The sequence below is a fragment of the Atopococcus tabaci DSM 17538 genome, assembly GCF_000429585.1.
In the GTDB taxonomy this organism is placed as follows: Bacteria; Bacillota; Bacilli; order Lactobacillales; family Carnobacteriaceae_A; genus Atopococcus; species Atopococcus tabaci.
The window spans coordinates 1-23,523 of the sequence record NZ_AUCD01000010.1 but is presented as its reverse complement, the minus strand read 5'-3'; the positions used below and the strand labels follow the sequence as shown (position 1 = coordinate 23,523).

Below are 23,523 nucleotides of genomic sequence, written 5' to 3'. Positions count from 1 at the left end.
AGACAGCACAATATTGTTTTTATCTTTCAACTGATAAGTCATATTCGTACAAGCGGTATTGTTCAATCACTCGGATCAGTTTTTCCGCATAATCCGGGTCGGTCGCATAGCCTGCACGCTGCAATGCACGCGCGGCTTCGGCATAATTATCCGCTGCGATCACTTCTGCATAATGTTGGGCATTCCAAGCCGGCCCATGCGCCAAAAGTTTCGCGTGGTCTTCCATGGATTCTTCCCAACTGTTGTAGCTTCGGAAGGAAGCATCGATTTCCACCCACTCATTGTCATAAAATTCTTTTGTGGCAAACAGCGATTGTCCTGACTCGCCTTTGATGCCGTAGAGGTTGTGATTGGTTTGGGCCAAGCCACTTTTTCCCCAATTGGATTCCACAATGGCTTGAGAGATGCTGATGCTTGGCAGGACGCCATACTCTTTGTGAAGGGTCTGCGCATATCCTGAAATTTGTTCAATAAAAGCTTGTTCGTTCCGCATCATAGGCACCATCCTCTCGGTACGCTCGCCCAAAAAAATCAGGGCTGAAAAAAACACCATCAATGATAGAAACACGCCGCCCACCAACCGGCTCAACCATCCATTCCAACGCCGGGACGCGAACAGCTTCTTTTTGTATGTTAGAGGCACGAGACGACTCCTTTCTCCCAAAAAATAAAGAATGTACACCAAGTGCTTCTCTGGATTTCCTGCACACCAGCACAGCACTCCGCACAACAAAACGCCGACCATTTGTTTCATCCAATTTTACCATACACTTCCTTCAAAAACGAGAAGACCAGCAATAAAACCCGTTGCGGCAACAGCCGACTCAGCCATCCAATTTCTGCTCACTCGTTGTGGTGTCGTCATAGGTGAAGACATGCAATTCTTCTCCGGGTTTCCATTCGCAGTACACAATGTTTTCGACGTCCCAGTAGCCAAGTTTTTCCAATTCACTCCGCAACCACGCTTCGTTTTTATCCAACGAACTCAATGTGTCAAAGTCGATGCGTCCTTCATCCACCAACAACACGGACGGCACTTGTTTTTCTGATTTGGTGATGACGCTCAACCCGCCATCAATCTCCAAGATGGCGTAATAAGCATCCTTCAGTGAGTAACAGCCGTGCTTTCGCAAAAGCGCCCGCAGCTGCTCCAAATCAATGTGGTTTTTGTCCAATTCTTCCATATTCACCTTGCCCTCACTGATCAACACAGCCGGTTCGCCTTGAACCACTTTAGTGACTTTCTGGGTCTTTTTCAACACCACTTCAATGCCGTATACAATCACTGCCCATAAGACCAACGCAAACAACAAGTGAAAAACGGTCACCGGTTCATGGAAGATAGACCCTTCCAACAGGCCGCTGAGAACCAACACATAAATCAAACGGTGTGAGCTCCGAGATGGCCTTTTTCCCAATCAGCCGCACAATGAACAACAAGCCGACAGCTCCTACAATCATTTTCAACGCAATACTCATATACATCATGCATTCCTCCAGTTTTGTACTTACATAGAAAGAAACCGCTGCTCGCGGCTTCTTTGGTGAATGATTTAATTATGTGTCGCCATGTTGGACTGAACTTCTTCTTCCAGCCATTCCAGCAGCTCTTGTTTTTCCATATCCAACTCTTTTCTTTTGACGCCTGGAAAACGAAAGTCGATGCGGTCTTTGTAGCTCCAAAAATCGTAACTTAATTCCACACGCAGGATGGTGGCCGGGATTCTTCTCGGCTCCCCGTCCTCCTGCTCTTTCTCCTGGAACATTTCCACTTGAGCCAAGCCGCTGTTGATCCATTTCCGCGCAACATGCAATTTCATGTTCATGAATTCCGCCACAGGATTCAATTGGACATCTTGAATGATTTCCGCGTTTCGGCTGACTTTCATCACCATCATTGCTTCATAATCTGAAAACAACGTCATCAATTTCAGCCAATTATGGGGTTTAAGCCCTTGTTCCCCTTTTTTCCAACGATCCCAACTTTGCGGGGTGATTCCAAGTTGAGTGGCGTAAAAAGATTTTTCTGAAATGTACTGTTCTTTAACGGCATGAACAACAAGTTGGACCAGCGCATCATTCATGGTGTCTTCCCTCCCTTTGTTTTTTCACCTTTATCTTACACCCACTACGTGTATCAGAGAAAGCAAAATGCTTTTTTTTATGTTTTTTGCTACAATGAAAGTGCAACGAATTCAAGAAAAGAGGCGAAAACAATATGGAAAAAGTCAGATGGGGTATCATCGGATTGGGCAGTATCGCAAACTCGTTCGCGTCCGTTTTTGAAGCGGAAAACGCAGAACTGATTGCTGCCGCTTCCCGCTCTCTGCAAAAAGCGCAAGAGTTTACCAAGAAATACAATATCCCGAAAGCATACGGAAATTATGGCGCGCTGATCCACGATCCGGATGTGGACGCGGTGTACATCGCCACTCCCAACACTCACCACATATCCGTAATTAAACGTGCCTTGGAAGCCGGCAAACACGTCTTCTGTGAAAAAGCCATGTTCGTCAACCAGAAAGAGTTGGACGAGGCCGTCGCTCTGGCGGAGGAGAACAACGTGTTGTTGGCGGAAGCGATGACGATTTACCATATGCCGCTGTACAAAAAGTTGAAGCAGTTGATTGAAGACGGCACTCTGGGGAAAGTGAAGATGGTGCATGCCTTGTTTGGCAGCCTCAAAGATCCCGATCCATCCAACCGTTTCTTCAGCAAAGAGCTGGGCGGTGGTGCACTGTTGGATGTCGGTGTCTATGCTTTGTCTTTTGTCCGATACTTTTTGAGCAGCCAACCGCACAACATCAAGACGGTTGCGAACCTGTACCCTACCGGCGTCGATGAACAGTCCAGCGTACTTTTGAAAAACAAAGACGATGAGATTGGAACGGTTTCGATGGCGTTCCGCAGTAAGATGCCGAAGATGGGCTTGATTGTAGGGGAAGAAGGATACATCACGGTGAATGATTACCCGCGGGCGTCTCAGGCCATTCTCACCCGTCCGGACGGTTCCACCGAAACCATTTCAGAAGGCAGCACCAGCGAGGGGCTGAATTATGAAATCCAAGCCTTTACCCGCACCATTTTAACCGGCAAAGACGAGACCTTCTTCCATTTGACGAAAGATGTGACGCAAATCATGGATACTCTTTCAAAAGAATGGGGAATGGATTTGAGTTTGGACGAGTAAAAAACAGCTGCACCGGAGAGGGACTTCTCCGGGCAGCTGTTTTTTCCTTTTCGATGCAATTATTTCTCTTGAGGAGCTGTTTCAAGGCACTTATTTCCGACCGTTCGGTTTTATTTCACTCGAGAGGCCGTCTCGAGGCACTTACTCCGCCGGTTCACGGATTTATTCGCTTGATGCGTCCTTAGAACAAGAAGAACCGCAAAGGAATCCAGCTGACCGGATTCTTCTGCGGTTCTCTTCTTATTGATTTGGATTGGTCTGTGCTCTCAACACCGTGTACCCTTGGTAGCGTAGCAGCTCGGCTACTTCTTCCACGGACTCTTTGTCTACTTGCAGCGTGATCTCTGAGAATTGTCCTTTGCGGTTGACAAAGATGTGGGTGATGCTGATGTTGGCTTCCGCCAAAATGTTTGTGATGTCTTCCAAGATGCCTGGATGGTCTTCCGGGATTTCCAGCACGAGACGGCTTCCCGGATCATTGTATCCTGTCATATCAATGAACGCTTTGAAAATATCCTTGTAAGTGATGATCCCCACCACATGGTTTTCATCGTCCACGACCGGGAGCACGTGCAAGTTGTCGTCACGCATGATGCGTGCGGCTTCTTCCAGCAACACGTTCTTCTTAATGGTGGGAACGTTCTTCTTCATGATTTGGGATACCCGGGTCTTGGTCAACAAGTAGTTGATTTCGTGAATGTCTCTTCCTGTAGCCAGATTGGATGAATGATCCAATACAACCCGCTCTGTGAGCAGGCCTACAAGTTTCCCGTCACGCACAACCGGCAGGCGATGGAAATCATGCTGCTCCATAAGATTGAGTGCATCCACAACCAACGTGTCTTCCGTCACCGTAATCACATCTGCTGTCATATATTGTTCTACGTCCACAAAAACCCCTCCTAATATAACTCCGCATCAGTGAGTCCACCAGACTCTTTATTCATCTTAAGTATATCATGTACCGTGCAAATAGGCAGAAAAAGGCCTATGTTTTTCATCTCCAATTGGAGCCGGCAATCATATGGATGGTGTGCCGGTCGCCCCGGATGGCACGAGATAATTCCAAAATGTTTGTATAAGGAGCCACACCGCCGTAGCCGGCGTCTCCGATATGTTGAATGTCCACTCCGGCCATCTTGTTCATCAAAGCGATGTCCCGGATGGTCGCAGGGTCTGCACTCTCTTGACTCGTCCCAATGGCGGAAAGTGAAAGAGCGCCGTGTTGTTTGATCAGCTTGACGGCCTCAGCGACTTCTCTTTGCGAAAGTCCCGGAACCGTTCCTGCTGCCGGCAGCAGGATGATGTCCGCCCCTTGATTGAGGAACACTTCGATGGCTTCCAAATCCACCACCGGTTCTTTTACCCCTGCGCCGTGCATCTTCCCGGCGATGATCAACCCGTTGAAGTGCTGCTTGGCCAATCCCACCGCGGTTTGGATTTCTTTGTTGGTGACGCCTGTTCCCGGATTCCCGGTCAAGCAGATGAAATCAAATCCCAGTTCATTCGCCTTTTTCAAGGTATCTTCTGTGCATTTGCGTCCTTCCGCGATTTCCAATACGTCTTCTGCCATCTCCGCATCGGTATCGACCGGCTCCAAGTTTACCCCCACGGGTCTTCCAACCATTTTTTTCAATGTTTTGATGGGTTCTTCTGTTTCGGGCAGTCCCGCGATGAACGGCTGGTACACATCCAACCCGTTCAACAAAATCAAATCCGCTCCGAATGCGCGGGCGACTTCACTGTTGGTGACGTCTCCGGCCACGGTGCCGCCGCAGACATTTTCAGACAGAACGGTTCTTCCTTCACTGGCTGCGATGGAGGCTTTCAATTCTTCCGCAGTCATTTGTTCAAAATCACTTGCAAAACAATTCAACAATCGTTTGACCATTGCCATCTCTCCCTTTCCATGTTAGAAACCGCTAACAATTTCATTTTACTGAAAACACCGCGTTTGTTCAACACATTCAAAAACTTCCTTGCACAAAAAAAGAGACCGGGATTTCTCCAGGCCTCTATTTCTTCATTAAATTAATCCGTTGTTTTCAAGGCTTCGACCATGTCGACTTTCTTCAGTTTGAAGTGCATGACAATCATGACGATGCTAGAAAATGCAAAAGTCAACAATCCTGAATACAAGTGGCTGCTTGGATTGACGATACGGCTGAACATCATCATATCCTGTTCAGCGGTCTGGATGACGAATTGGTGCAGCAACAGCCCCAGCAACAATCCGGCTCCGATACCCATCAATGTCAGCACCAAGTTTTCGCGGTAGATGTACATGGTGACTTCTTTGTCATAGAATCCAAGAACTTTGATGGTGGACAATTCCCGAATCCGTTCGGAAACATTGATGTTAGTCAAATTGTACAACACGATAAAGGCCAGTGCGGCGGCTGATACAATCAGCACAATCATCACCACATCCAGACTCTCCAACGTGTCTTGAAATCCCCGCTCCACATTGGAGACAAATGAGATTCCGGAAACGGCCGGTTCGCTGGTCAACACATTTCCCAGCTCGTCTTCGTCTACCGACTCCGCTCCAAACGTCAGCAACTGTGTGTTGAATTCCGGTGCGGTTCCGGCTGCTTGTTCGTAGACTTCCGGGGTCATATAAAGGGTATGCCCCAAATAGTTTTCTACAATTCCTTCAACCTTGAAGCTCCGTTCCTCATTGTCCGCATCTTTGACGGTGACTTCATCGCCGACAGACAAATCAAACAGCTCCATCAATTTTTGGGTGGCCAATACGCCTTGTTCCGGCAGCTCATATGGCTCTCCGGTTTCAAAATCCCTTAAGTCGACAAAGCGGGACAACTGTTCCGGGTTCTCCGGCACAAATAAAGTGACGTCTTGGGTGTTGGCGCCGCTTTGGTTTCCGGTCGTGCTCTCTTGACGCGCCAACAGTGTTTCTTCAATCTCAGCCTGATCGGCGATTGCTTCTCCATACGCTTCCTTTTCTTCTTCGTCCGCATCGCCATTGAGTGCCACGACGGCATCGTATTGGTTGATTTTCCCGAATTGCAGCCCTGCCACATCACTGATGGAATCCGACAATCCGAATCCGGTCAAAATCAATGCGGTGCAGCCTGCCACTCCAATGACCGTCATCAACATGCGTCCTTTGTAGCGGAACAAGTTCCGTGCCGACACTTTCTGGTTGAAACTGAATCTCTTCCAAATGAATGGCATGCGTTCGAGAAGGATCCGTTTCCCTTTTTTCGGGGCTTTCGGACGGAGAAGGGCGGCGGCGTTGCTTTTCAGCGTGGAGCGCACCGACCACCAAGTTGCTCCGCCTGTCGCCAACACGGCTCCAATCAAGGAAATGATGGTGTAAATCCAATAATGATTGATTTCAATCGACGGCATGTTGTACAGTGTGCCGAACGCATTGAAAATGACAATCGGGAACATGTAATACCCGATCAACAGCCCGATGCCGGATCCCAGCACCGACGCCAACAAGGCATACGTCATGTATTTGACCATGATTTCACTGCTGGTATACCCCAGTGCTTTCATCGTTCCGATATTGGTCCGTCCTTCATCGACCATCCGTGTCATCGTCGTCAACGAGACCAGCACGGCCAACAACAGGAAGAACACCGGAAAAATCCGGGCAATAGCCGAAATGCGGTTCGCATTGTCTTCGTATTCGGAATAGCCGGCGTTGGTTGTCCGGTCAAAGACAAAGTATTCCGGCAGCGGGATGTCATCCAAAGCAGACCGTGCGTCATCCAGTTCTTCTTCCGCCCGGGCCATTTCTTCTTCCGCTTCCGCACGTTGACCTTCGAATTCCGCCAACCCTGTTTCATAATCGGCTTCTCCCTGCTCCAGTTCGGCGCGGGCAGAAGCCAATTCTTCCTCTGCGGCGGCACTTTCTTCTTCCAACCTCTGTTCAGCTTCATTCAATTGCTGCAGGCCGGCATCGATTTCCTCCTGAGCCGTATCCAGCTGTTGCAGACCTATAGCGACTTCTTCTTCAGCGGAAGCCAATTGCGATTCGCCTGCTTCCATTTGAGCCCACGCGTTTTGGAGGCCGGCTTCGTCCAAACCTCCCAACTGTTCCCGTTGGTCATCCAGAAGCGCCTGCTGCTGATTCAATTCTTGTTGAGCAGCATCTAGTTGAACCGCTCCAAATTCAATCTGCGCCAAGCCTGATTCGATATCTTCTTGACTGACGCCCTCAAGCTGGTGACGTTGTCCTTCCAACAGACGGCGCTGTTGGTCCAGTTCTTCTTGGGCAGTGGCCAGCTCAGACTCTGCGGTTTCGAATAATTCCCATCCGTCTTGAGCAGCGGCGAGCTGTTGGAAGGTGCTTTTCAATTCGGCGCGGTTTTCTTCCAACAGTTCCAGCGCGGCATCGACTTGCGCCAGTTCTTGCTGCGCTTCTTCATCCGCGCTTTCTGCCAACTCTGTACGGCGTTGTTCCAATTGCGGTTGTCTTTCGTCCAATTCAGAAAGCCCCTGCTCAATTTGGGCAAGGCCGGCTTCGATATCTTCCCGGGTCATTCCGCCTACTTGGATTCTCTGTTCTTCCAGCTCGGCTCGTCCTTGGTCCAATCTTTCCTGAGCAGCATCCAACTGCGACTCAGCCGCTTGGATTTGTTCCAATCCTTCTTGAGCGGCCAAAAGCTGTCGGCGCTGCTCTTCCAATACGGCACGCCGCTGGTCAATTTCCTGCTGGGCGGCATTCAACTGGGATTGGGCTGCTGTGAGCTGCTCGATTCCTTCTTGGGCGACTTGGAGCTGTTGCTTTTGCACTTCCAGCTTCGCGCGCTGGTCGGCAATTTCCTGTTGTCCTTCTTCCAGCTGGATGCGGTTTTGATCCAGTTCTTCCTGCGCTTCCGCCAGCTGTTGCCTTCCTTGTTCGATTTCTTCGCGCGCCTGTTGTGTCTGGCCTTCAAATTCCGCCCGTCCTTTTTCGTACGCTTGCCAGCCTTCGTCAAGCTGCTGGCGCGCATCTTGCAGCTCTTGTTCTCCCTCGGCTAGTTGTTGGCGGGCGTCTTCCAACTCTTTCTCGCCTTCGTCAATTTGTTCCTGTGCTTCCGCCCGAATGGCCTCTCTGCGTTCTTCCGGGCGATGAGCGACTGCTTCTTCCAATGTTTCTGTTTTTTCTTCCATTGTACCGGCGTACTGGTCGGTGTAAGCGGAATCTGACTGGGCCTCATCGTAGACGATGTACGCTTCGGTTTTGACTTCCATGTCGAAATCTTCTTCCACAATCACGCCAAATCCATCCAATGACCCGCTGCCGATGGTCGTATTGCCGCGGGTCCCGGTTTGGATATACAGCGGCGTACTGACAAAACCGACGACTTCAAATTCCTGAGTCTTCAAGTTCTCGCTTGGATCGTTGGACACGTCTTCTGTTTCCAGTGCAATGGTATCCCCGATTTGGTAGTGGGATTGAAGTGGCTGGACCGCATCGAGGGCGATTTCTCCTGGTTTTTCCGGGAGCCTTCCTTTGATCACTTCATATTGGTTGATTTGTTGGCTTTCGCTTCCGCCATAGCTGACCAGTTTCACCACCAGACCGGTTTCATCCAACATCACATCTTGCGTGTAGTGCGACTGAACCGATGCGCCGGGTATGTTTTCCAACAGATTAATGTCTTCCTCTTCCAGTCCCATCGTGGAGAGAACCTGGCTGTCCATCAACCGATGTTCCGTAAAATACGTATCCGCCGTCTCCAACATATTTGGTCCCGTGGCACTGATACCGGCGAAAAATGCGACTCCCATCAAAATAATGGCGAAGATCGACAAAAAACGGGACTTCGTGTTTTTGATTTCTCTAAATGTATCTTTCCAAAAGGCTGTTTTTCTCACGTTGTCGTCTTCCCTCCTTTTACCATTCGATGTTCGAAACTGGTACAGGATTCTCGTTTACAGTCATTTCCCGCACTTTGGCATCGCTGATGTCGATGACACGGTCCGCCATCGGGGCGATGGCCCGGTTATGGGTGATGACGACGACAGTAGCGCCGTAAGTTTCTTTGGATTGATTGAGCAGCTTCAACACTTGTTTCCCGGTTTCATAATCGAGAGCTCCCGTTGGTTCGTCACACAGCAACAGTTTCGGCTGTTTGGCCAACGCCCGGGCAATCGCCACCCGCTGCTGTTCGCCGCCGGAAAGCTGCGCTGGGAAATTGTCCATCCGGTCGCCCAATCCCACATCCCGTAACACTTCTTCCGCATCCAATGCCTGCGGGGAAATTTCTGCGGACATTTCCACGTTTTCTTTTGCCGTCAAGTTGGGAATCAAATTGTAACTTTGGAACACAAAACCCACATCTTTGCGGCGGTACGTGGTCAGTTGTTTTTCACTGAAATCTGCGATATCCGTCCCGTCTATAATGACCTGTCCTTCATCGGCGGAATCCATCCCGCCTAAAATGTTCAGGACCGTTGTCTTCCCCGCTCCGCTGGGTCCAACAATGACGGTGAATTCGCCTTTTTCAATTTCAAAATTCATGCCGTCATTGGCGACCACACGGGCATCGCCGCTTCCATAATATTTGTATTCATCGATTACGCTGATATACGCCATCTGCTTGTTTCATTCCTTCTCTTCATAAATATTCACCTTGTTATCTTAGCACAAAGAAGCCGCACTCACGATTGCTTCTCACTAAAATCAAAAATTTCCAACTTTCTTCATACTTTTTTGCACCTTTGCATCAAAAAGGCCCGATGCACGAACATCGGGCCTCCATCGTTTAATTTTCTTTGAGCTGGCGGCGGACATAGACAAAGTACACAATCGTTCCAAGAGACAGCCAGCCTAAGAACAACACCCAGACAGGTGCTGATAGCTGGGACATCAAGTACGCACACACCAACATGGAAAGGATTGGAATCATCGGCACAAGCGGCACCCGGAATTCACCTTCCGCCGGTTCGCCTTTTTCCTTGCGCAACTTGATCAATCCTGCTGCCATAATGAAGAAAATCAACAGCGTCACGATATTGGCCAACTCCGCCAGCTGAGCCAACGGAACCGTTCCAGCGAGCAAAGCTGCTCCTGTTCCTGCCACAAGTGTCGCATTGGCCGGCGTTTCTTTCACCGGATGGACTTCACTCAGCTTATCCGGCAGCAGTCCGTTCCGGCTGATGACAAAAATCAACCGCGCGAAGCTGTACAGCATGGAAATCAACACTGTCAACAGCGTCAGAATCGCACCGGTTGAAATCACCGCACCGACCCAATCCAAGCCCGCATACCGCATCGCAAATGATACCGGGTCGCGTACATCCAACTCCAAGTACGGCACCATCCCCGTCAAGACCAACGTCACTAAAATGTAGAGAACAGTGGCGATACCTAAAGAGCCAAGGATTCCTTTTGGCAGATCCTTTTGAGGATGGCGCGCTTCTTCGGCGGCAGTCGCCACAGAGTCAAAACCTAAAAAGGCAAAGAACACAATGGCACTGCCGGCCAACACGCCGTCCATCCCATAGGGAGCAATCGGCTGCCAGTTGGCGGGTTCAACGAAAAACACACCCACCGCAACAAACAAGCCGATAATCAAAAATTTGACAAAGACCATCCGACTGTTCCAGGCAAGAGCGCGTTTGGCTCCCTGCACGACCAGTCTCGTGACAGCAAACGTGATGAGGATGGCGATCAAGTCGACATACGTGCCGTTTTCTGCATTATAAGAAGCCCGGAGCGCTACAGGAAGCCCCAGACCGAGTCCATCCAGAAAGCCGTTGACGTATCCCGACCATCCGGAAGCTACAGACGCATTCGCCAGCAAGTATTGCGCCATCAACAGCCAAGCGACAAACCAGCCGACCGTTCCGCCAAACATCGTTTCCGCATAGGAGTATGCCCCGCCTGCTTTAGGAATGCGCGAAGCAAACTCGGCGTAACACAATGCCGACAGCACACAGGCAATGGCAGCCAGTATAAAGGAAAAAATCAGTGCCGGTCCGGCGGTGGTGGCCGCAGCGGTCCCGGGAATGACAAAAATCCCTGTCCCGACAATGGCTCCCAGTCCGAGCATCACCAAGTCCGGTGCGCCCAGGACACGTTTCAATTGGTTGTTTTGTTGTTCGTTGTGTTGTGTTGCTTTGGATTGATTAGACATCATCCGTCTCCTTACTCGTTTCATACTTGGTGGTTTTCGTTGACTGCTCTTTCAAGCAAGCTGTATGCAGTCAACAAAAAACCGGGGCACTTTTGCAGCTGCCCCTCGCTTCATTTGTTTAGTCTTCTTTTTGGACAAAGAACACTTTCAAATAATCACTTGACGGAACTGCGGGATGAATCGTGAAATCTTCTGGAGCCCGGTGTTCTTCCACGATGGAGTACGATTGGCCTTTGTTGTCAAACGCTTCTTCCACAAAGCCGGCAAACTCTTCCCGCGTCACCTTCCGTGAGTTGGTGGAGACGACCATCAAACCGCCGGGTGCAGTCACATCGATGATGTCTTCCAACAAGCTGACATAATCTTTCTCCACGCTGAATGTCCGCTTTTTCGAACGGGCAAACGTCGGCGGATCCACCACGACCACATCAAACGTCAATTCATGGCGTTTGGCATAGTTGAAATAATTGAAGACATCCATGACGCGGATGGTGTGGTCATCCGGACTCAACTCGTTGACTTCAAACTGTTCACGCGTACGCTCCAGGCTGCGGTTGGCCAAATCCACACTCGTTGTGTGGGTTGCGCCGCCCATTGCAGCAGCCACAGAAAACGCCCCGGTGTAACTGAAGGTGTTCAAAACGGTTTTTCCTGCCGCGTATTCTTCCATCAACCGTCCGCGGACGTTCCGTTGGTCCAGGAAAATCCCTGTCATCAAGCCATCGTCCAAGTAGACCGCAAAGCGGATGCCGTTTTCCATGACAATCAATGGTTCCGGAGCTTGTTTGCCCGAAACGAACCGGCTTCTTTCTTGAGACGTCTTGAAGCGGAGTTTTTCATAAATCCCTGCCGGATTCGTCATTGTTTCTTCAAACGCTTCGTATATCATTTGACGGTGAGCATAGATGCCTGCGCTGTACCAAGAAAACACATAATAGTTTTCATAGCGTTCAATGGTCAAACCACCCAGACCGTCGCCTTCTCCATTGAAGAAACGGTAAGCCGTTGTGGTTGCATCTGCTTCAAAAGACACCCGTTTTTCTCGTGCCTTTTCAAAAAGGCGGGAGAAAAAGGCTTTGTCGATTGCTTCGTCTTCTTTTCTGGTCAACACCCAACCGACTGCTTTGTTTTCTGATCCAATGTACGCCTTAGCCAAAAATTGACTTTTCTCGTCCACAATTTCCACCAAGGCGCCTTCTTTTGCTGAAAGAGGCTTGATGAAATCCAATGGTTCAAGCATCGGGTAACCTTGACGGATGCGTTTGGAAGCTAGTTTTTTTACTCTTAATTGTTCCAATTGTTTTGCTCCTTTTCGCCTCATCGTTCATATAAGGCGTTTCATGTCATTAATAAGAATAAAGACTCATCATTCCATTATCAAGGAAAGAGTTTGAAAAATGCAACTTAATTATGATACTTTTATTGATTTATTAGTTTATTGTAAATACAATAACAATGAATGCGTTTTTCCTTTATAAATCGCATGCGACTATTGAGATTAAATTGACCTTTTTGTAAATACATTGTAAAATGTGGTACGCACTTTTTGAAAACAGGAGGCTATTCGACATGAATAGATTGAAATACTTCCTTGGTACGCGTGTAGGGTTCTTTTCTGCAGCCACGCTGTTGTTTTGGCTGAAATCCTATATTGCCTATCAAATGGAATTTGCATTGGGCGTAACAGGTGGCATGCAAGAACTCATCTTGTTCATCAACCCAATCGCAACGACGGTCATTTTATTTTCCGTCGCGCTATACTTTAAAAAACCCAAAACTGCTTACAGCGTTTTATTTGTTGTTTATTTCTTATTGACTTTGCTCCTTTACGCAAACATTCTCTACTATAGAGAATTCAGTGACTTTTTGACCATGGGAACCGTCTTTGGAGCCGGCAACGTGTCGGGCGGGCTTTTCGCCTCAACCATTGCACTGCTGAGACTGCAGGACGTCCTCTACTGGCTTGATTTTGCCTTGCTCGTCTGGGCAGTAACGACCAAACGGATCCCAATCGATCCGCGTCCGATGAAAAAGCGTGTGGCTATCGCGGCAACCACACTCGGTGCTGCTGTCTTCTCCGCTAACTTGACGTTGGCTGAAAGCGACCGCCCTCAGTTGTTGACAAGGACATTCGACCGAAACTACATCGTCAAATACTTGGGATTAAACTTCTATACAGCGTATGATGCTTATCAAACTTTCCAAAACAATCAGATGAAAGCCAACGCGGAAGAATCTGATATGGTGCAAGTGTTGGATTATGTGAATTCCCACTATGCGGAACCAAATCCAGACATGTTCGGCATTGCGGAAGGACGCAACGTCATTTATATCGAATTGGAAAGTGTCCAGCAATTTTTGATTGATTACAAATTGGAAGACGAAAATGGCGAACTTCATGAAGTGACCCCGTTCTTGAACTCCCTTTTCCACGATGAAGCGTCCCACAGCTTCGAGAACTTCTTCCACCAAACCGGACAAGGTAAAACGTCCGATGCGGAAATGTTGGTGGAAAACTCGCTTTACGGATTGCCGCAAGGAGGAGCATTCACCCAGCTGGGTGGAGAGAACACCTTCCACTCCACTTCTAAAATCTTGGAAAACGAAGGTGGATATACATCTGCGGTATTCCACGGAAACGTCGGCTCTTTCTGGAACCGAACCAACACGTATGAATCATTTGGCATTGATTACTTCTTTGATGCCCAGTACTACGACATGTCTGATGGACGGACGATGGAATATGGCTTGAAAGACAAGTTGTTCTATCAAGAGTCCGCGAAATATTTGGAACAATTGCCACAGCCGTTCTACACAAAATTCATGCCGGTTACCCACCACTTCCCATATCCTTTGGACGAAGCGAATGCGGACATCCCGGCTGCAAACACATCTGACGAAACGATCAACAACTTCTTCGTCACTGCTCACTATATGGACGAAGCAATCGAAGAATTTTTCACTTACTTGAAAGAATCCGGTCTGTATGAGAACTCCATGATCGTCTTGTATGGCGACCACTACGGAATCTCCAACGCCCGCAACAAAACATTGGCGCCGCTCTTGGACAAAGATCCTGAAACGTGGAATGGATACGACAATACCATGTTGCAGCGCGTACCGCTGATCATCCACATTCCAGGCGTGACTGACGGACAAGTGCATGAAACGTACGGCGGACAAACAGACGTCATGCCGACGATTCTTCACTTGTTGGGCGTGGAAACAAAAGACTACATTTTGATGGGGTCGGACCTGTTCTCTTCCAACCATGCAGAAATGGTCCCACTTCGTAACGGGAATGTGATTACACCGAAATACACCATCCTTGGTTCATCGGTGTACGACACAGATTCCGGTGAACTTCTGGAAGACATCAGCCCGGAAGAAGAAGCGGAAATCGAAGCCATCAGAGAAGAAGCCAACAAACAGTTGAGCGCTTCCGACAGTGTCTTGATGAAAGACCTCTTACGCTTCTATACTCCTGAAGGATTAGAAGACGAAAAAGAGATGGATTATCTCTACTCCGAACAGCTGCCGGTCCTTCAAAACGAAGAAAACAAAGAAACCAGTCTCATCGAACAAAACGGCGGTCAATCCACTGCTGATTTGTACGAGACAAATGCACCGGAACTGATGACGGAAGAAGAATTGGCCGAATTAATGGAATCTAAACATTCCGAAGAATCCGAAGAAAATACGGATACAAGCCAAACAACCGAAACCGATACGGATGACGAACAATCCTAAGAACCTCAACGCCCGCTTTCCTTTCGTAACCGCGAAGGAGAGCGGGCTTTTTTGATGCCTTCAGGATTCGTCCTCTTTTTCCGTTTTCTTCACCAATTATTCAAATTCTTCTTATACAATACTTTATACACAGGAAATGGGATTTCATCTAAAGGAAGTGACAGGCAATTTTTTTACTCAAACGAGCATTTAAAGGGTTAAAGGCATATCCTTTTTTGAATGGTTCCCTTTTTTCATTTTATTTCGTCTTAACTGCCATCGGTCTGCTGCTTTCAGTTGCCGCGTTGAAGTTTTCCCTTTCTTTTCTTCAAGTGCATGGATGGTTTACCGATCCGTCCAGCAACAAGCACTTGACTATTTATCTTGAAGCGCCGGCATTTCTCCGTACACTGGAACACTACGAAGCAACCTTTACACAGATTTTCTGCCTCTTTTCCATGATTGGAATCGGCTTGTTTTTCTTCATCCATCTGTTCATTCATTATTTTAGAAGACGCGAATTCCGCAATTATTTGTTGATGGGTGAAAACATCTTTTCTTTGTCCATCCAGTTGGTGATCGAGCAATTGATGTTGTTGACCATCAGCGCCTCCATCTGTTTTGTCTTGGTTGTTCTCTTTTCACGTCCTTTGATGGACTTGTTGACGGAATGGGAGAAAACATTGATTCAACCGACCACCTTTTTTTCAGAGTTAGAGGTGATGCAGGAAATGGATTCGCCCAAGGAAGTGCTGGAGGCGGGCGGCCCGTTTACACCGCGAACCATTCATTCCATGTATATGTATGAAACAGTGAGCCCTAAACTCATTACTGTCATCCAAAAGCGTTTATGGGGACAGATATTGGAAGGACTTTTCGTATTTGGTTCCAGTTCTTTCCTTTTCCATAGTTTGCTTTTGAAGTGGAAATCTGTACGGATGCACCAGGCATAGAAACAAGGAGACGACGTATTGACTATGTTACGCAATTATTCAACCCATCATTCATCCCGGATTCGCCCTCCGCATACCGGAGGCATCTATTTGCTTAAAGATGCAGCGCTGTCCATTGAACAAACGGTTAACTATGTAGCCAGCCTCACGCACCATTTTCCCGGCACTCTTCAGAAAAATGCTGTGGTGGTGCCTTATTTGACTGTCAGAGAAAACTTTTACCTGTTCGCATCAAAAGCACACCCCAAACACCGAAAAATCGATTTGATGGTCGAAGACGCAGTGACGCCCTTGGATCTTTCAGAAGACACATTGGATCAATCTTTCGATTCCCTTCCGCCTGCTCTTTCTTTGCGGCTTCAATGGGTATTAAACCAATTGTGTGACAGAGACTTTCTTGTGATTGACCGCTGGCTTTGGGAACTGCCAAAAGAAGAGCGACAGGATTGGGTACAGTTATTCCGCACCTCCGCCAAAGAAACACCGCTTATCCTGATTGTCTTGGGAGATGAGTCGGCAGCCGCTCCTTTCGCGGACAAAGAACTGGATGCGTTGGAAGAATTGTCCACGGTTTTTAACCAAAAGAATTGAGCGCTCTATAGGAGCCGCTCAATTCTTTTTTAGTTTCACTCGTTTCCGGCAAAGAGGTTAAGAAATTGAGTGACATGCCTGTACAGTTCTTCCGCTGCTTTTTCATTGTACTCATCCGGCAGTGTCGGATCGGTAAATAAGTGTCCTTTCGTGTGGTACTCGTGGAACGCAACCGGTGCCCCAGATGCCGCCACTTGCTCCAAAAACGTCTCAATGTACTCTTCTTCCCGCCAAGGGTCTTTGTCCGCGTAATGGACTTGGACCGGCACCTCTTTCGGCCATTCAGCAGCCCCTATTTCTTCGACCGGAAGCGCGGCATGGAAGAGAAGGCAGCCGACCGTTTGCGGATACTGTAGAGTCATGACCTCCGCCAATGCTCCGCCGTTTGAAAATCCGGAAAAAATGACAGGACCTTCCATTCCTTCCAGCCCTTTTTGAGCTTGAGCCACAAGACCCATGACGCCCATTTCTTCGAACAATGCCAACCCGCTCTCGTAGTCGTCAAACACTTTCCCTTCATACAAATCTTGCACGATGACTTCGAATCCCAATTTTCTCATTCGTTCCGCCAAGTTCTTTTCTCCTTGTCGAATGCCCAACACCGAATGATAAACGATGATTTTAGGAGTCATTTCATCCACCTCACCCTTCTTAAATGCCTCAAATCTTCATCCCCAGTATAAAAAAAATCCATTAAAAAAGCTGTCCTGACGCATAGCAAGTTGCGTTCAGAACAGCTTTTCATTTTATTCTTCTGTATCCAGCGGCTGGTGGGGGAATGTCAAGGTGAAAGACGTGCCTTCATTCGGTTTGCTGTCCACATGGATGGACGCTCCGTGGAGACGAACCAGCTGTTGGACAATCGCCATACCCAGACCTGATTCCCCGTATTTCTTGTTTGTACGGGATAAATCCGCTTTGTAATACCGTTCCCACATGTTTGTCTTCTGTTCTTCTGTCATCCCAATTCCGTTGTCAGATACCGTCACAACCGTGTTTCCTTCTTCGACGTGGGCGTGAACTTGAATCAGGCCGTTTTCAGTGAATTGAACGGCATTTCTGACCAAGTTCACCAAGATTTGTGTGAACCGATCGTAGTCAGCGTAAACCATTACGTCCTCTTCCACGTCCACTTGCAGGCGGTTGTGGGATTCCTCCGCGCTTTCCCGGAGCTGTTCGGTTACTGATTCCACCACTTCTTTTACCTGAAACTCTTGTTTGTTCAACACTATGCGGTTGGACCGGATGTTTTCATAATCCAAGTTTTCATTGACCAGTCGGATGAGCCTTCTCGTTTCTTTTTGCATCAGTTTGATGCTGCGGTGTTTTTGTTCTTCAGGAATCACATCGTACTCCAATCCTTCCAATAAGCCGTTGATGGTGGTCAAAGGGGTCCGCATTTCATGTGCAGCATCTGCCATGAAGTCTTTGCGTCGTTCTTCCTGTCGAGCGACTTCCTGGTTGTAATCTTTCAACGCAGCCACCATTGTGTTGAAGTCTTCTATCAAATCATCCACTTCATCTCGTTCTTTATGATCCAGTCGGATGTCAAAATTTCCGGAAGTGACTTGGTGGGCGGCTTTTCGCAATTGGTTGACACGGTTGACTTGATAAGAAGCAAACACCAAGCTGATGACCAAAGCCCCCAGACTGGAGAAGAGAAATGCATACAGCAAGTTGCTCTGCAGGTCCTGCATTTCTTCATCGATCCAACTGACCGGGGCACTGACAGCGACATATCCTGCGTAGGCACTTGTTTCCTGGCTGAAAAACGGCAGGTACACCAACGCCGTCTCTCGCTCGTTTCCGTGTAAATCCTGTTCTTGGATGGTCAAGCTCAATCGTTGGCCTCTGCGCAATTGCTCTTTGCTTTCTTCGGACAAATAAGGAGCCGGCTGCGTGGATTCCAATGGGTACACCCGTTCCCCTTCGTTATCGAAGATTGCCAGGTCGATGCCTTGGTTGTCCAGGAGATCTTGTGCGTAATTCAACTGTTCCAGTTTCAAGTTCCCTTCCACCAATGCTTCCCCATAAGCGAACAACGTCTCTTCCGTGTCATTCAACGCAGAGGTACGGGAAAACCGAAGCAGGGACAATCCCGTGATCAATAACAGCACCAGGATGACCGATAAGAAACCCAGCACTTGCTGATAAAAATAAGGCAGTCTCATTGTTCAATCTCGGAATCGTCAAATTTGTATCCGACTCCCCAGACGGTATGGATGACTTGCGGTCCGTTGACGTCGATTTTTTGACGGAGTTTTTTGATGTGGGCGTCAACGGTTCGCTCATCTCCAAAGTACTCGTAATCCCAGACAATTTGGAGCAGCTGCTCCCGTGAGAAGACTTGTTTTGGATTGCTGGCCATTGTATACAACAAATCAAACTCTTTCGGAGTCAACCCTTCCAGCGGTTTTTCGTACAAAATGGTCTCCCGGGTCTTGCGGTCTATTTTCAAATGTTTGGTTTCAATTTCGTAATGTGATTGTTCTTCTTCGCTTCTTCCGCCTAATAGTTCCACGCGGCGGTGCAACGCTTTGATGCGGGCAATCAACGTCAAAGGGCTGAAAGGTTTGGTTACATAGTCGTCCGCCCCCATTTCCAATCCGATGACTTGGTCGCTTTCGGTGTCCCGTGCCGTGAGCATGATGATTGGGACAGTTTTTGATTTTTTACGAATTGCCCGACACACTTCCATTCCGTCCATTTTTGGAAGCATCAAATCTAAGATGATCATATCCCATTTGTCCGGTGCATCCATGAAAGCTTGCAGTCCCTCTTCCCCGTCATACTTGAAAGTGGCATCCCATTCTTCTTTCATGAAAAACATTTCAATCATTTCGCAGACAGATTGGTTGTCTTCTATCATCAATAAATTCATTGTTTTCTCCTTCCATCTTTCTTCACTCATTCTTATTATACGTCTTTCTGTGTATTTCCTAAAGATGGAAGCAGAATCTTCACGATTTAAACTAAAAAAATGCCTAGTTCATGAACGTTTAGTGAAGACAAAAAGCGAACCACGCTTTGTACATGGTTCGCTTTTCGTCGTTATCGCATTCTTGCATAGCTCTCTTCTGACTTGGGCTGCAGAAATTGCACTTCATCGGCAATCATTTCGACCACATAGACCGTTTCGTTGTGCTTATCAAGATACGAACGCGATTGAATGCGGCCGGACAACCCAACCAGATGCCCTTTTTGACAGTATTTGGACATCAATTCTGCTGTCTTTCCCCAAACGGTGAAGGGGATAAAGTCTGTTTGCGGGCCGGAATCTGTTTTGAAGCGCCGCTGGACGGCGAGCGTATTGTTCAGCACGTGTCTGCCTTCAGCTGTCCTCCGAACTTCCACATCCCGGACAATTCGTCCAATCAATGCCAATTGATTCATAACATCCCTCCTTAACATGTGCTTACTTATAACATACGCAAAATAGGAGAGTTTTCGTTTTTTAAATACAAATAAAGCACCCGCTCAAATGAAACGGATGCTTCAAAATAAAACTTTTTTATTATGGTCGGACAAAGTACCCCAGCAGGTGTTCCCAAATATCCGGTTCAAAAACGGCCATTGGGTCTCCTCCACCGATGACGCCGTATCCTACCATCGTCCCAATGACAAACATCACAACAATGAGTAAGAGAACAAGAACCACTTTGAACAAAAAACTAAACATGCTGCGGATGATTTCTCTTGCTGTCATCAGGTCGCCTCCAAATTAATAACGTCTTTTTTTCTTCGCGATGGTTTCCAAAAGGATGCCGGTTCCTAAAGCGACAGAATCAAGCGGGTTTTCTGCGATAAAGACTGGAACCTTCAATTCATCAGCAAACAATTGGTCGATGCCGTCCAACAATGCACCGCCGCCGGTAAGAATGATGCCGTGGTCGATGATGTCTGCGGACAATTCAGGTGGGGTTTGCTCCAACACGTCTTTTGCCTGTTGAACGATTTGACTCATTGTTTCTTTTGTTGCTTCGTAGATTTCAGCTGAAGAAATAGTGATGGTGCGTGGAAGACCACTGACCATGTCGCGTCCACGGACGTCCATTGTCTTGTTGTCGTCTCTATTATATGTCGTGCCGATTTCTTTCTTGATTTCTTCAGCTGTGCGTTCCCCGATCATCAAGTTGTGTTTTTTCTTCACGTACTGGATGATATCGTTATCCAATACCACACCCGCAACTTTCAATGACCGGCTGGTAACAACGCCACCCATGGAAAGTACTGCGATATCGGTTGTTCCGCCGCCCATATCGATGACCATGTTTCCGCTTGGTTGGAAGATATCCATGCCGGCTCCGATTGCCGCAACTTTTGGTTCTTCTTCCAAAAACACGTTTTTCCCGCCGCTCTTTTCAGCTGCTTCGATGATCGCTTTTTGTTCGATTGCAGTGATGTTGGTCGGGCAGCAAATCAAAATGTTCGGTTTAGATAAGAAACCTTTAACATTCAATTTGTCGATAAAATGGGTCAACATAGCTTCGGTGATGTCAAAGTCAGCGATGACCCCACCCTCAAGCGGACGAACAGAACGGATGTGTCCCGGTGTACGGCCGACCATTAAGTATGCTTCTTCTCCAACAGCGAGCACGTCATTGTTCTTTGTATCAATCGCGACAACGGAAGGTTCGTTCAAAACGATTCCTTTTCCTTTTACATAGATCAATACGTTAGCAGTTCCTAAGTCAATCCCAATATCTTTTGCCATGTGTTTGTATCCTCCTACTATCATTCTACCTCTATGTTTTCACTATGGAATATGTGTTTGATGGCACTGGGTCATGCTTTAAGTAAATCATTTTTTTATGGTAAATAATGGTTAATTTATAAAACTCACTTGTACTATCTTACTTAATAAAGAAAAAAAGAGCAATACCGAATCGTCCAGTATACGCTCTTTTCTGAAATAAATGATGGCTAGATATTAATTGGAGAAAAGTGCTGCGTAATCTTGGGAAGCCGAAGTTGTTGTGCCGTCTTCGTTGATGCGTTCAATATCTGCTCCTAACGCCTGCAATTTCTCATGGAATTTATAATAGCCGCGATCTAAATGAGATAAGTTCGTTACTCGTGTATAGCCGTCTGCAATCAGACCTGCCAAGATCAATGCTGCGGATGCACGCAAATCGCTGGAAGCTACTTCTGCGCCTTGAAGAGTTTTGTTTCCGTGAATGATGGCTGTTTGTCCATCGATGTCCACATCTGCGTTCATTCTTCTCAGCTCTTCCAAGTGCATGAATCGGTTTTCGAAGACCGTTTCTTTCATCACACTCGTACCGTGTGCCGCCAATTGGGCAATGGTCATTTGCGCTTGCATATCGGTTGGGAAGCCTGGATGAGGCATGGTTTTTACATCTGTCGCTTTCAAGACTTCAGGTCCTTGAACTCTCACTCCGTCGTTCATTTCAGTAAACGTGACGCCCATTTCGGTCAATTTAGAAATCAATGGTTTGTTGTGATCCATCACACAGTCTTTAAGGAAGACATCTCCTTGAGTGATGGCAGCTGCCACCATGAATGTGCCGGTTTCGATTCGGTCTGGAATGATGGAATGAGTGACTCCGACCAATTCTTTCACACCTTCGATACGAATCGTTTCAGTTCCTGCACCAACGATTTTCGCACCCATTCGGTTCAAGTAATTTGCCAAGTCTACGATTTCAGGCTCACGTGCGACGTTTTCCATCACTGTAACGCCTTCTGCCAATGTCGCTGCCATCATAATGTTTTCAGTTGCCCCGACACTTGGGAAGTCCAAGTAAATCCGTGCACCGTGCAGTTTGTCTGCAACAGCTTCAATGTGCCCTTTTTCCATGCGGATTTCTACGCCCATGGCTTCAAAACCTTTCAAGTGCAAGTCAATTGGTCGAGAACCAATTGCACATCCACCCGGCATCGCCACTTTCGCACGTCCCGTTCTAGCCAACAAAGGACCCATGACAACAATTGAGGCTCTCATTTTACTCATGAATTCAAACGGAGTGTCAGACTCCAATTCAGATTCTGCATCCAACACCATTTCTTTTTGTTCCGGTCTGTATGCCACATCCATGTTGAGGTGTCCCAAAACTTTTTCCATTGTAAATACGTCGGCTAAGCTGGGAACATTCTTTAAATGCGTCTTTCCTTTGCTCGCTAAAATGCTGGCTGCTAAGATAGGCAGCGCAGCATTCTTCGCGCCTTCAGCAACGACTGTGCCGGACAATCTCTTTCCGCCACGAACGATTATTTTTTCCATTACATTTCCTCCAAATTTTCCTGTCCAGGCAAGGGGCAACACAGCAATGGCCATTTGCGGCTCGGTATAAGTAAGTCCTTGCATGGGGTCTATGAATTTTTTAGTCGTTTATTGTTTCGATCATTTGTCTATCATAACATTGCGTCATTTTTCTAAATACTTTTTGATGTTTTTTTTAAGCCTTTTTGGATAAGAACCACTGAGTTGTTTCTTATCCAAAAAGGTAGAGAAGATTTTGAGAGGATAAAATCAAATCTATGAAAAAATTGCTTACTGTGTATCCCATGGCAATTGAAATGAACAAATACAGAATACGGCCTTGCGGAATATGGTTCTTCTTCAACCAAACATCCGTCCGCAAACCTTTCATTGCCCAAAACGTCATGAAAATAAAAAAGAAATGGGACATTAGTTCAATAACTGATTGCACACCAATATAAGTCATTTGCTCTTTTTCTCCTCTCCCTTGAATAATATTATCACAAAAGTTGTTTTTGATACATCTATAGAGTTCAGAGCAAGCGATTACATTATAAAATTGTTTTGTTTTCTCATTATTTTGTTAATGATTTCGCTTTCTTTTCTCCGTGCAGAATCGGTTTTGCACAATTTTATCTTACGTGGATTGTATAATTAAGCGAGACAGAAAAAAGACATGTTATGATACACTCAAATTAACCTACCAAAGCTAAGGAGAGTGCACCATACATGTCG

General features: G+C 47.3%; 21 protein-coding genes and 1 pseudogene. 4 read left to right on the top strand and 18 right to left on the bottom strand.

Annotation, left to right across the window (positions count from 1 at the left end):
• Positions 1–19: 19 nt before the first annotated feature.
• The 4 genes and pseudogenes from G470_RS0102860 to G470_RS0102850 form a co-directional block, all read right to left on the bottom strand.
• The gene (locus tag G470_RS0102860) at positions 20–643 is read right to left on the bottom strand and encodes a glycoside hydrolase family 73 protein (RefSeq protein WP_051258387.1); all 624 of its coding nucleotides are present in this window, start codon (positions 641–643) and stop codon (positions 20–22) included.
• A gap of 181 nt (positions 644–824) precedes the next feature.
• Positions 825–1,262, bottom strand: a complete 438-nt coding sequence (locus tag G470_RS12520; protein WP_420806581.1) for a DUF421 domain-containing protein — start codon at positions 1,260–1,262, stop codon at positions 825–827.
• A 60-nt stretch (positions 1,263–1,322) separates the two neighbouring features.
• Positions 1,323–1,461: pseudogene (locus G470_RS14835) on the bottom strand (DUF421 domain-containing protein); the annotation flags it as partial.
• Positions 1,462–1,553: 92 nt separating this feature from the next.
• Positions 1,554–2,084, bottom strand: coding sequence for a hypothetical protein (locus G470_RS0102850; protein ID WP_028273512.1), 531 nt, complete (start codon positions 2,082–2,084; stop codon positions 1,554–1,556).
• A 134-nt stretch (positions 2,085–2,218) separates the two neighbouring features.
• Between G470_RS0102850 and G470_RS0102845 the strand changes: the two genes are divergently transcribed.
• On the top strand, positions 2,219–3,190 hold the full coding sequence (locus G470_RS0102845) for a Gfo/Idh/MocA family protein (RefSeq protein WP_028273511.1): 972 nt from the start codon (positions 2,219–2,221) through the stop codon (positions 3,188–3,190).
• 240 nt (positions 3,191–3,430) lie between these two features.
• Here the strand turns inward: G470_RS0102845 and G470_RS0102840 are convergent, their stop codons facing one another.
• The 6 genes from G470_RS0102840 to G470_RS0102815 all read right to left on the bottom strand — a co-directional run bounded on the left by G470_RS0102840 (position 3,431) and on the right by G470_RS0102815 (position 12,589).
• Positions 3,431–4,081 (bottom strand): CBS domain-containing protein, encoded by a 651-nt coding sequence (locus tag G470_RS0102840; protein WP_028273510.1) that lies wholly within the window; start codon positions 4,079–4,081, stop codon positions 3,431–3,433.
• A 106-nt stretch (positions 4,082–4,187) separates the two neighbouring features.
• Positions 4,188–5,081, bottom strand: a complete 894-nt coding sequence (locus tag G470_RS0102835) for a DUF7916 family protein (RefSeq protein WP_028273509.1) — start codon at positions 5,079–5,081, stop codon at positions 4,188–4,190.
• A 140-nt stretch (positions 5,082–5,221) separates the two neighbouring features.
• The gene (locus tag G470_RS13750) at positions 5,222–9,028 is read right to left on the bottom strand and encodes an FtsX-like permease family protein (protein ID WP_051258383.1); all 3,807 of its coding nucleotides are present in this window, start codon (positions 9,026–9,028) and stop codon (positions 5,222–5,224) included.
• A 19-nt stretch (positions 9,029–9,047) separates the two neighbouring features.
• Positions 9,048–9,749 carry an ABC transporter ATP-binding protein gene (locus tag G470_RS0102825; protein WP_028273508.1) on the bottom strand — a complete coding sequence of 234 codons (702 nt, stop codon included), beginning with the start codon at positions 9,747–9,749 and terminating at the stop codon, positions 9,048–9,050.
• 169 nt (positions 9,750–9,918) lie between these two features.
• The gene (locus tag G470_RS0102820) at positions 9,919–11,292 is read right to left on the bottom strand and encodes an APC family permease (RefSeq protein WP_035444942.1); all 1,374 of its coding nucleotides are present in this window, start codon (positions 11,290–11,292) and stop codon (positions 9,919–9,921) included.
• A gap of 118 nt (positions 11,293–11,410) precedes the next feature.
• Positions 11,411–12,589, bottom strand: coding sequence for a class I SAM-dependent rRNA methyltransferase (locus G470_RS0102815; RefSeq protein ID WP_028273506.1), 1,179 nt, complete (start codon positions 12,587–12,589; stop codon positions 11,411–11,413).
• Between the two features lie 272 nt (positions 12,590–12,861).
• Between G470_RS0102815 and G470_RS0102810 the strand changes: the two genes are divergently transcribed.
• The 3 genes from G470_RS0102810 (at position 12,862) to G470_RS13745 (ending at position 16,565) form a co-directional block, all read left to right on the top strand.
• Entirely contained in the window at positions 12,862–15,042 is a 2,181-nt protein-coding gene (locus G470_RS0102810) for an LTA synthase family protein (RefSeq protein WP_028273505.1), read from the top strand.
• 215 nt (positions 15,043–15,257) lie between these two features.
• Entirely contained in the window at positions 15,258–15,974 is a 717-nt protein-coding gene (locus tag G470_RS0102805) for a hypothetical protein (RefSeq protein ID WP_028273504.1), read from the top strand.
• Between the two features lie 18 nt (positions 15,975–15,992).
• Complete coding sequence (locus G470_RS13745) at positions 15,993–16,565, top strand: hypothetical protein (protein WP_156907915.1); 573 nt, start codon at positions 15,993–15,995, stop codon at positions 16,563–16,565.
• A 35-nt stretch (positions 16,566–16,600) separates the two neighbouring features.
• On the opposite strand, the gene G470_RS12505 is transcribed toward G470_RS13745, so the two are convergent.
• From G470_RS12505 to G470_RS0102760, 8 genes are all read right to left on the bottom strand, one after another.
• Positions 16,601–17,197: a dienelactone hydrolase family protein gene (locus tag G470_RS12505; RefSeq protein ID WP_169720318.1), complete on the bottom strand. Its 597-nt coding sequence runs from the start codon at positions 17,195–17,197 to the stop codon at positions 16,601–16,603.
• Between the two features lie 114 nt (positions 17,198–17,311).
• A complete protein-coding gene (locus G470_RS0102790; protein WP_084172052.1) occupies positions 17,312–18,736 on the bottom strand; it encodes a sensor histidine kinase in 1,425 nt (474 codons plus the stop codon).
• Positions 18,733–19,446: a response regulator transcription factor gene (locus tag G470_RS0102785; RefSeq protein ID WP_028273501.1), complete on the bottom strand. Its 714-nt coding sequence runs from the start codon at positions 19,444–19,446 to the stop codon at positions 18,733–18,735. Before G470_RS0102785 ends, G470_RS0102790 begins: the two co-directional genes overlap by 4 nt.
• A gap of 170 nt (positions 19,447–19,616) precedes the next feature.
• A complete protein-coding gene (locus tag G470_RS0102780) occupies positions 19,617–19,958 on the bottom strand; it encodes a single-stranded DNA-binding protein (RefSeq protein ID WP_028273500.1) in 342 nt (113 codons plus the stop codon).
• Between the two features lie 121 nt (positions 19,959–20,079).
• Positions 20,080–20,271 carry a DNA-directed RNA polymerase subunit beta gene (locus G470_RS0102775; RefSeq protein WP_035444940.1) on the bottom strand — a complete coding sequence of 64 codons (192 nt, stop codon included), beginning with the start codon at positions 20,269–20,271 and terminating at the stop codon, positions 20,080–20,082.
• Positions 20,272–20,286: 15 nt separating this feature from the next.
• Entirely contained in the window at positions 20,287–21,279 is a 993-nt protein-coding gene (mreB, locus tag G470_RS0102770; RefSeq protein WP_028273498.1) for a rod shape-determining protein, read from the bottom strand.
• A gap of 216 nt (positions 21,280–21,495) precedes the next feature.
• Entirely contained in the window at positions 21,496–22,809 is a 1,314-nt protein-coding gene (gene murA, locus G470_RS0102765; protein WP_028273497.1) for a UDP-N-acetylglucosamine 1-carboxyvinyltransferase, read from the bottom strand.
• A 211-nt stretch (positions 22,810–23,020) separates the two neighbouring features.
• Entirely contained in the window at positions 23,021–23,218 is a 198-nt protein-coding gene (locus G470_RS0102760) for a DUF1146 family protein (protein WP_276202773.1), read from the bottom strand.
• Between the last annotated feature and the right edge of the window lie 305 nt (positions 23,219–23,523).

Excerpts from the sequence above, each read along its gene's own strand:
- G470_RS0102850 (WP_028273512.1), bottom strand. The coding sequence starts at position 2,084 with ATGAATGATGCGCTGGTCCAACTTGTTGTTCATGCCGTTAAAGAACAG.
- G470_RS0102845 (WP_028273511.1), top strand. The coding sequence starts at position 2,219 with ATGGAAAAAGTCAGATGGGGTATCATCGGATTGGGCAGTATCGCAAAC.
- G470_RS0102835 (WP_028273509.1), bottom strand. The coding sequence starts at position 5,081 with ATGGTCAAACGATTGTTGAATTGTTTTGCAAGTGATTTTGAACAAATG.
- G470_RS0102825 (WP_028273508.1), bottom strand. The coding sequence starts at position 9,749 with ATGGCGTATATCAGCGTAATCGATGAATACAAATATTATGGAAGCGGC.
- G470_RS0102820 (WP_035444942.1), bottom strand. The coding sequence starts at position 11,292 with ATGTCTAATCAATCCAAAGCAACACAACACAACGAACAACAAAACAAC.
- G470_RS0102810 (WP_028273505.1), top strand. The coding sequence starts at position 12,862 with ATGAATAGATTGAAATACTTCCTTGGTACGCGTGTAGGGTTCTTTTCT.
- G470_RS12505 (WP_169720318.1), bottom strand. The coding sequence starts at position 17,197 with ATGACTCCTAAAATCATCGTTTATCATTCGGTGTTGGGCATTCGACAA.
- G470_RS0102790 (WP_084172052.1), bottom strand. The coding sequence starts at position 18,736 with ATGAGACTGCCTTATTTTTATCAGCAAGTGCTGGGTTTCTTATCGGTC.
- G470_RS0102785 (WP_028273501.1), bottom strand. The coding sequence starts at position 19,446 with ATGAATTTATTGATGATAGAAGACAACCAATCTGTCTGCGAAATGATT.
- G470_RS0102780 (WP_028273500.1), bottom strand. The coding sequence starts at position 19,958 with ATGAATCAATTGGCATTGATTGGACGAATTGTCCGGGATGTGGAAGTT.
- G470_RS0102775 (WP_035444940.1), bottom strand. The coding sequence starts at position 20,271 with ATGACAGCAAGAGAAATCATCCGCAGCATGTTTAGTTTTTTGTTCAAA.
- mreB (WP_028273498.1), bottom strand. The coding sequence starts at position 21,279 with ATGGCAAAAGATATTGGGATTGACTTAGGAACTGCTAACGTATTGATC.
- murA (WP_028273497.1), bottom strand. The coding sequence starts at position 22,809 with ATGGAAAAAATAATCGTTCGTGGCGGAAAGAGATTGTCCGGCACAGTC.
- G470_RS0102760 (WP_276202773.1), bottom strand. The coding sequence starts at position 23,218 with ATGTCCCATTTCTTTTTTATTTTCATGACGTTTTGGGCAATGAAAGGT.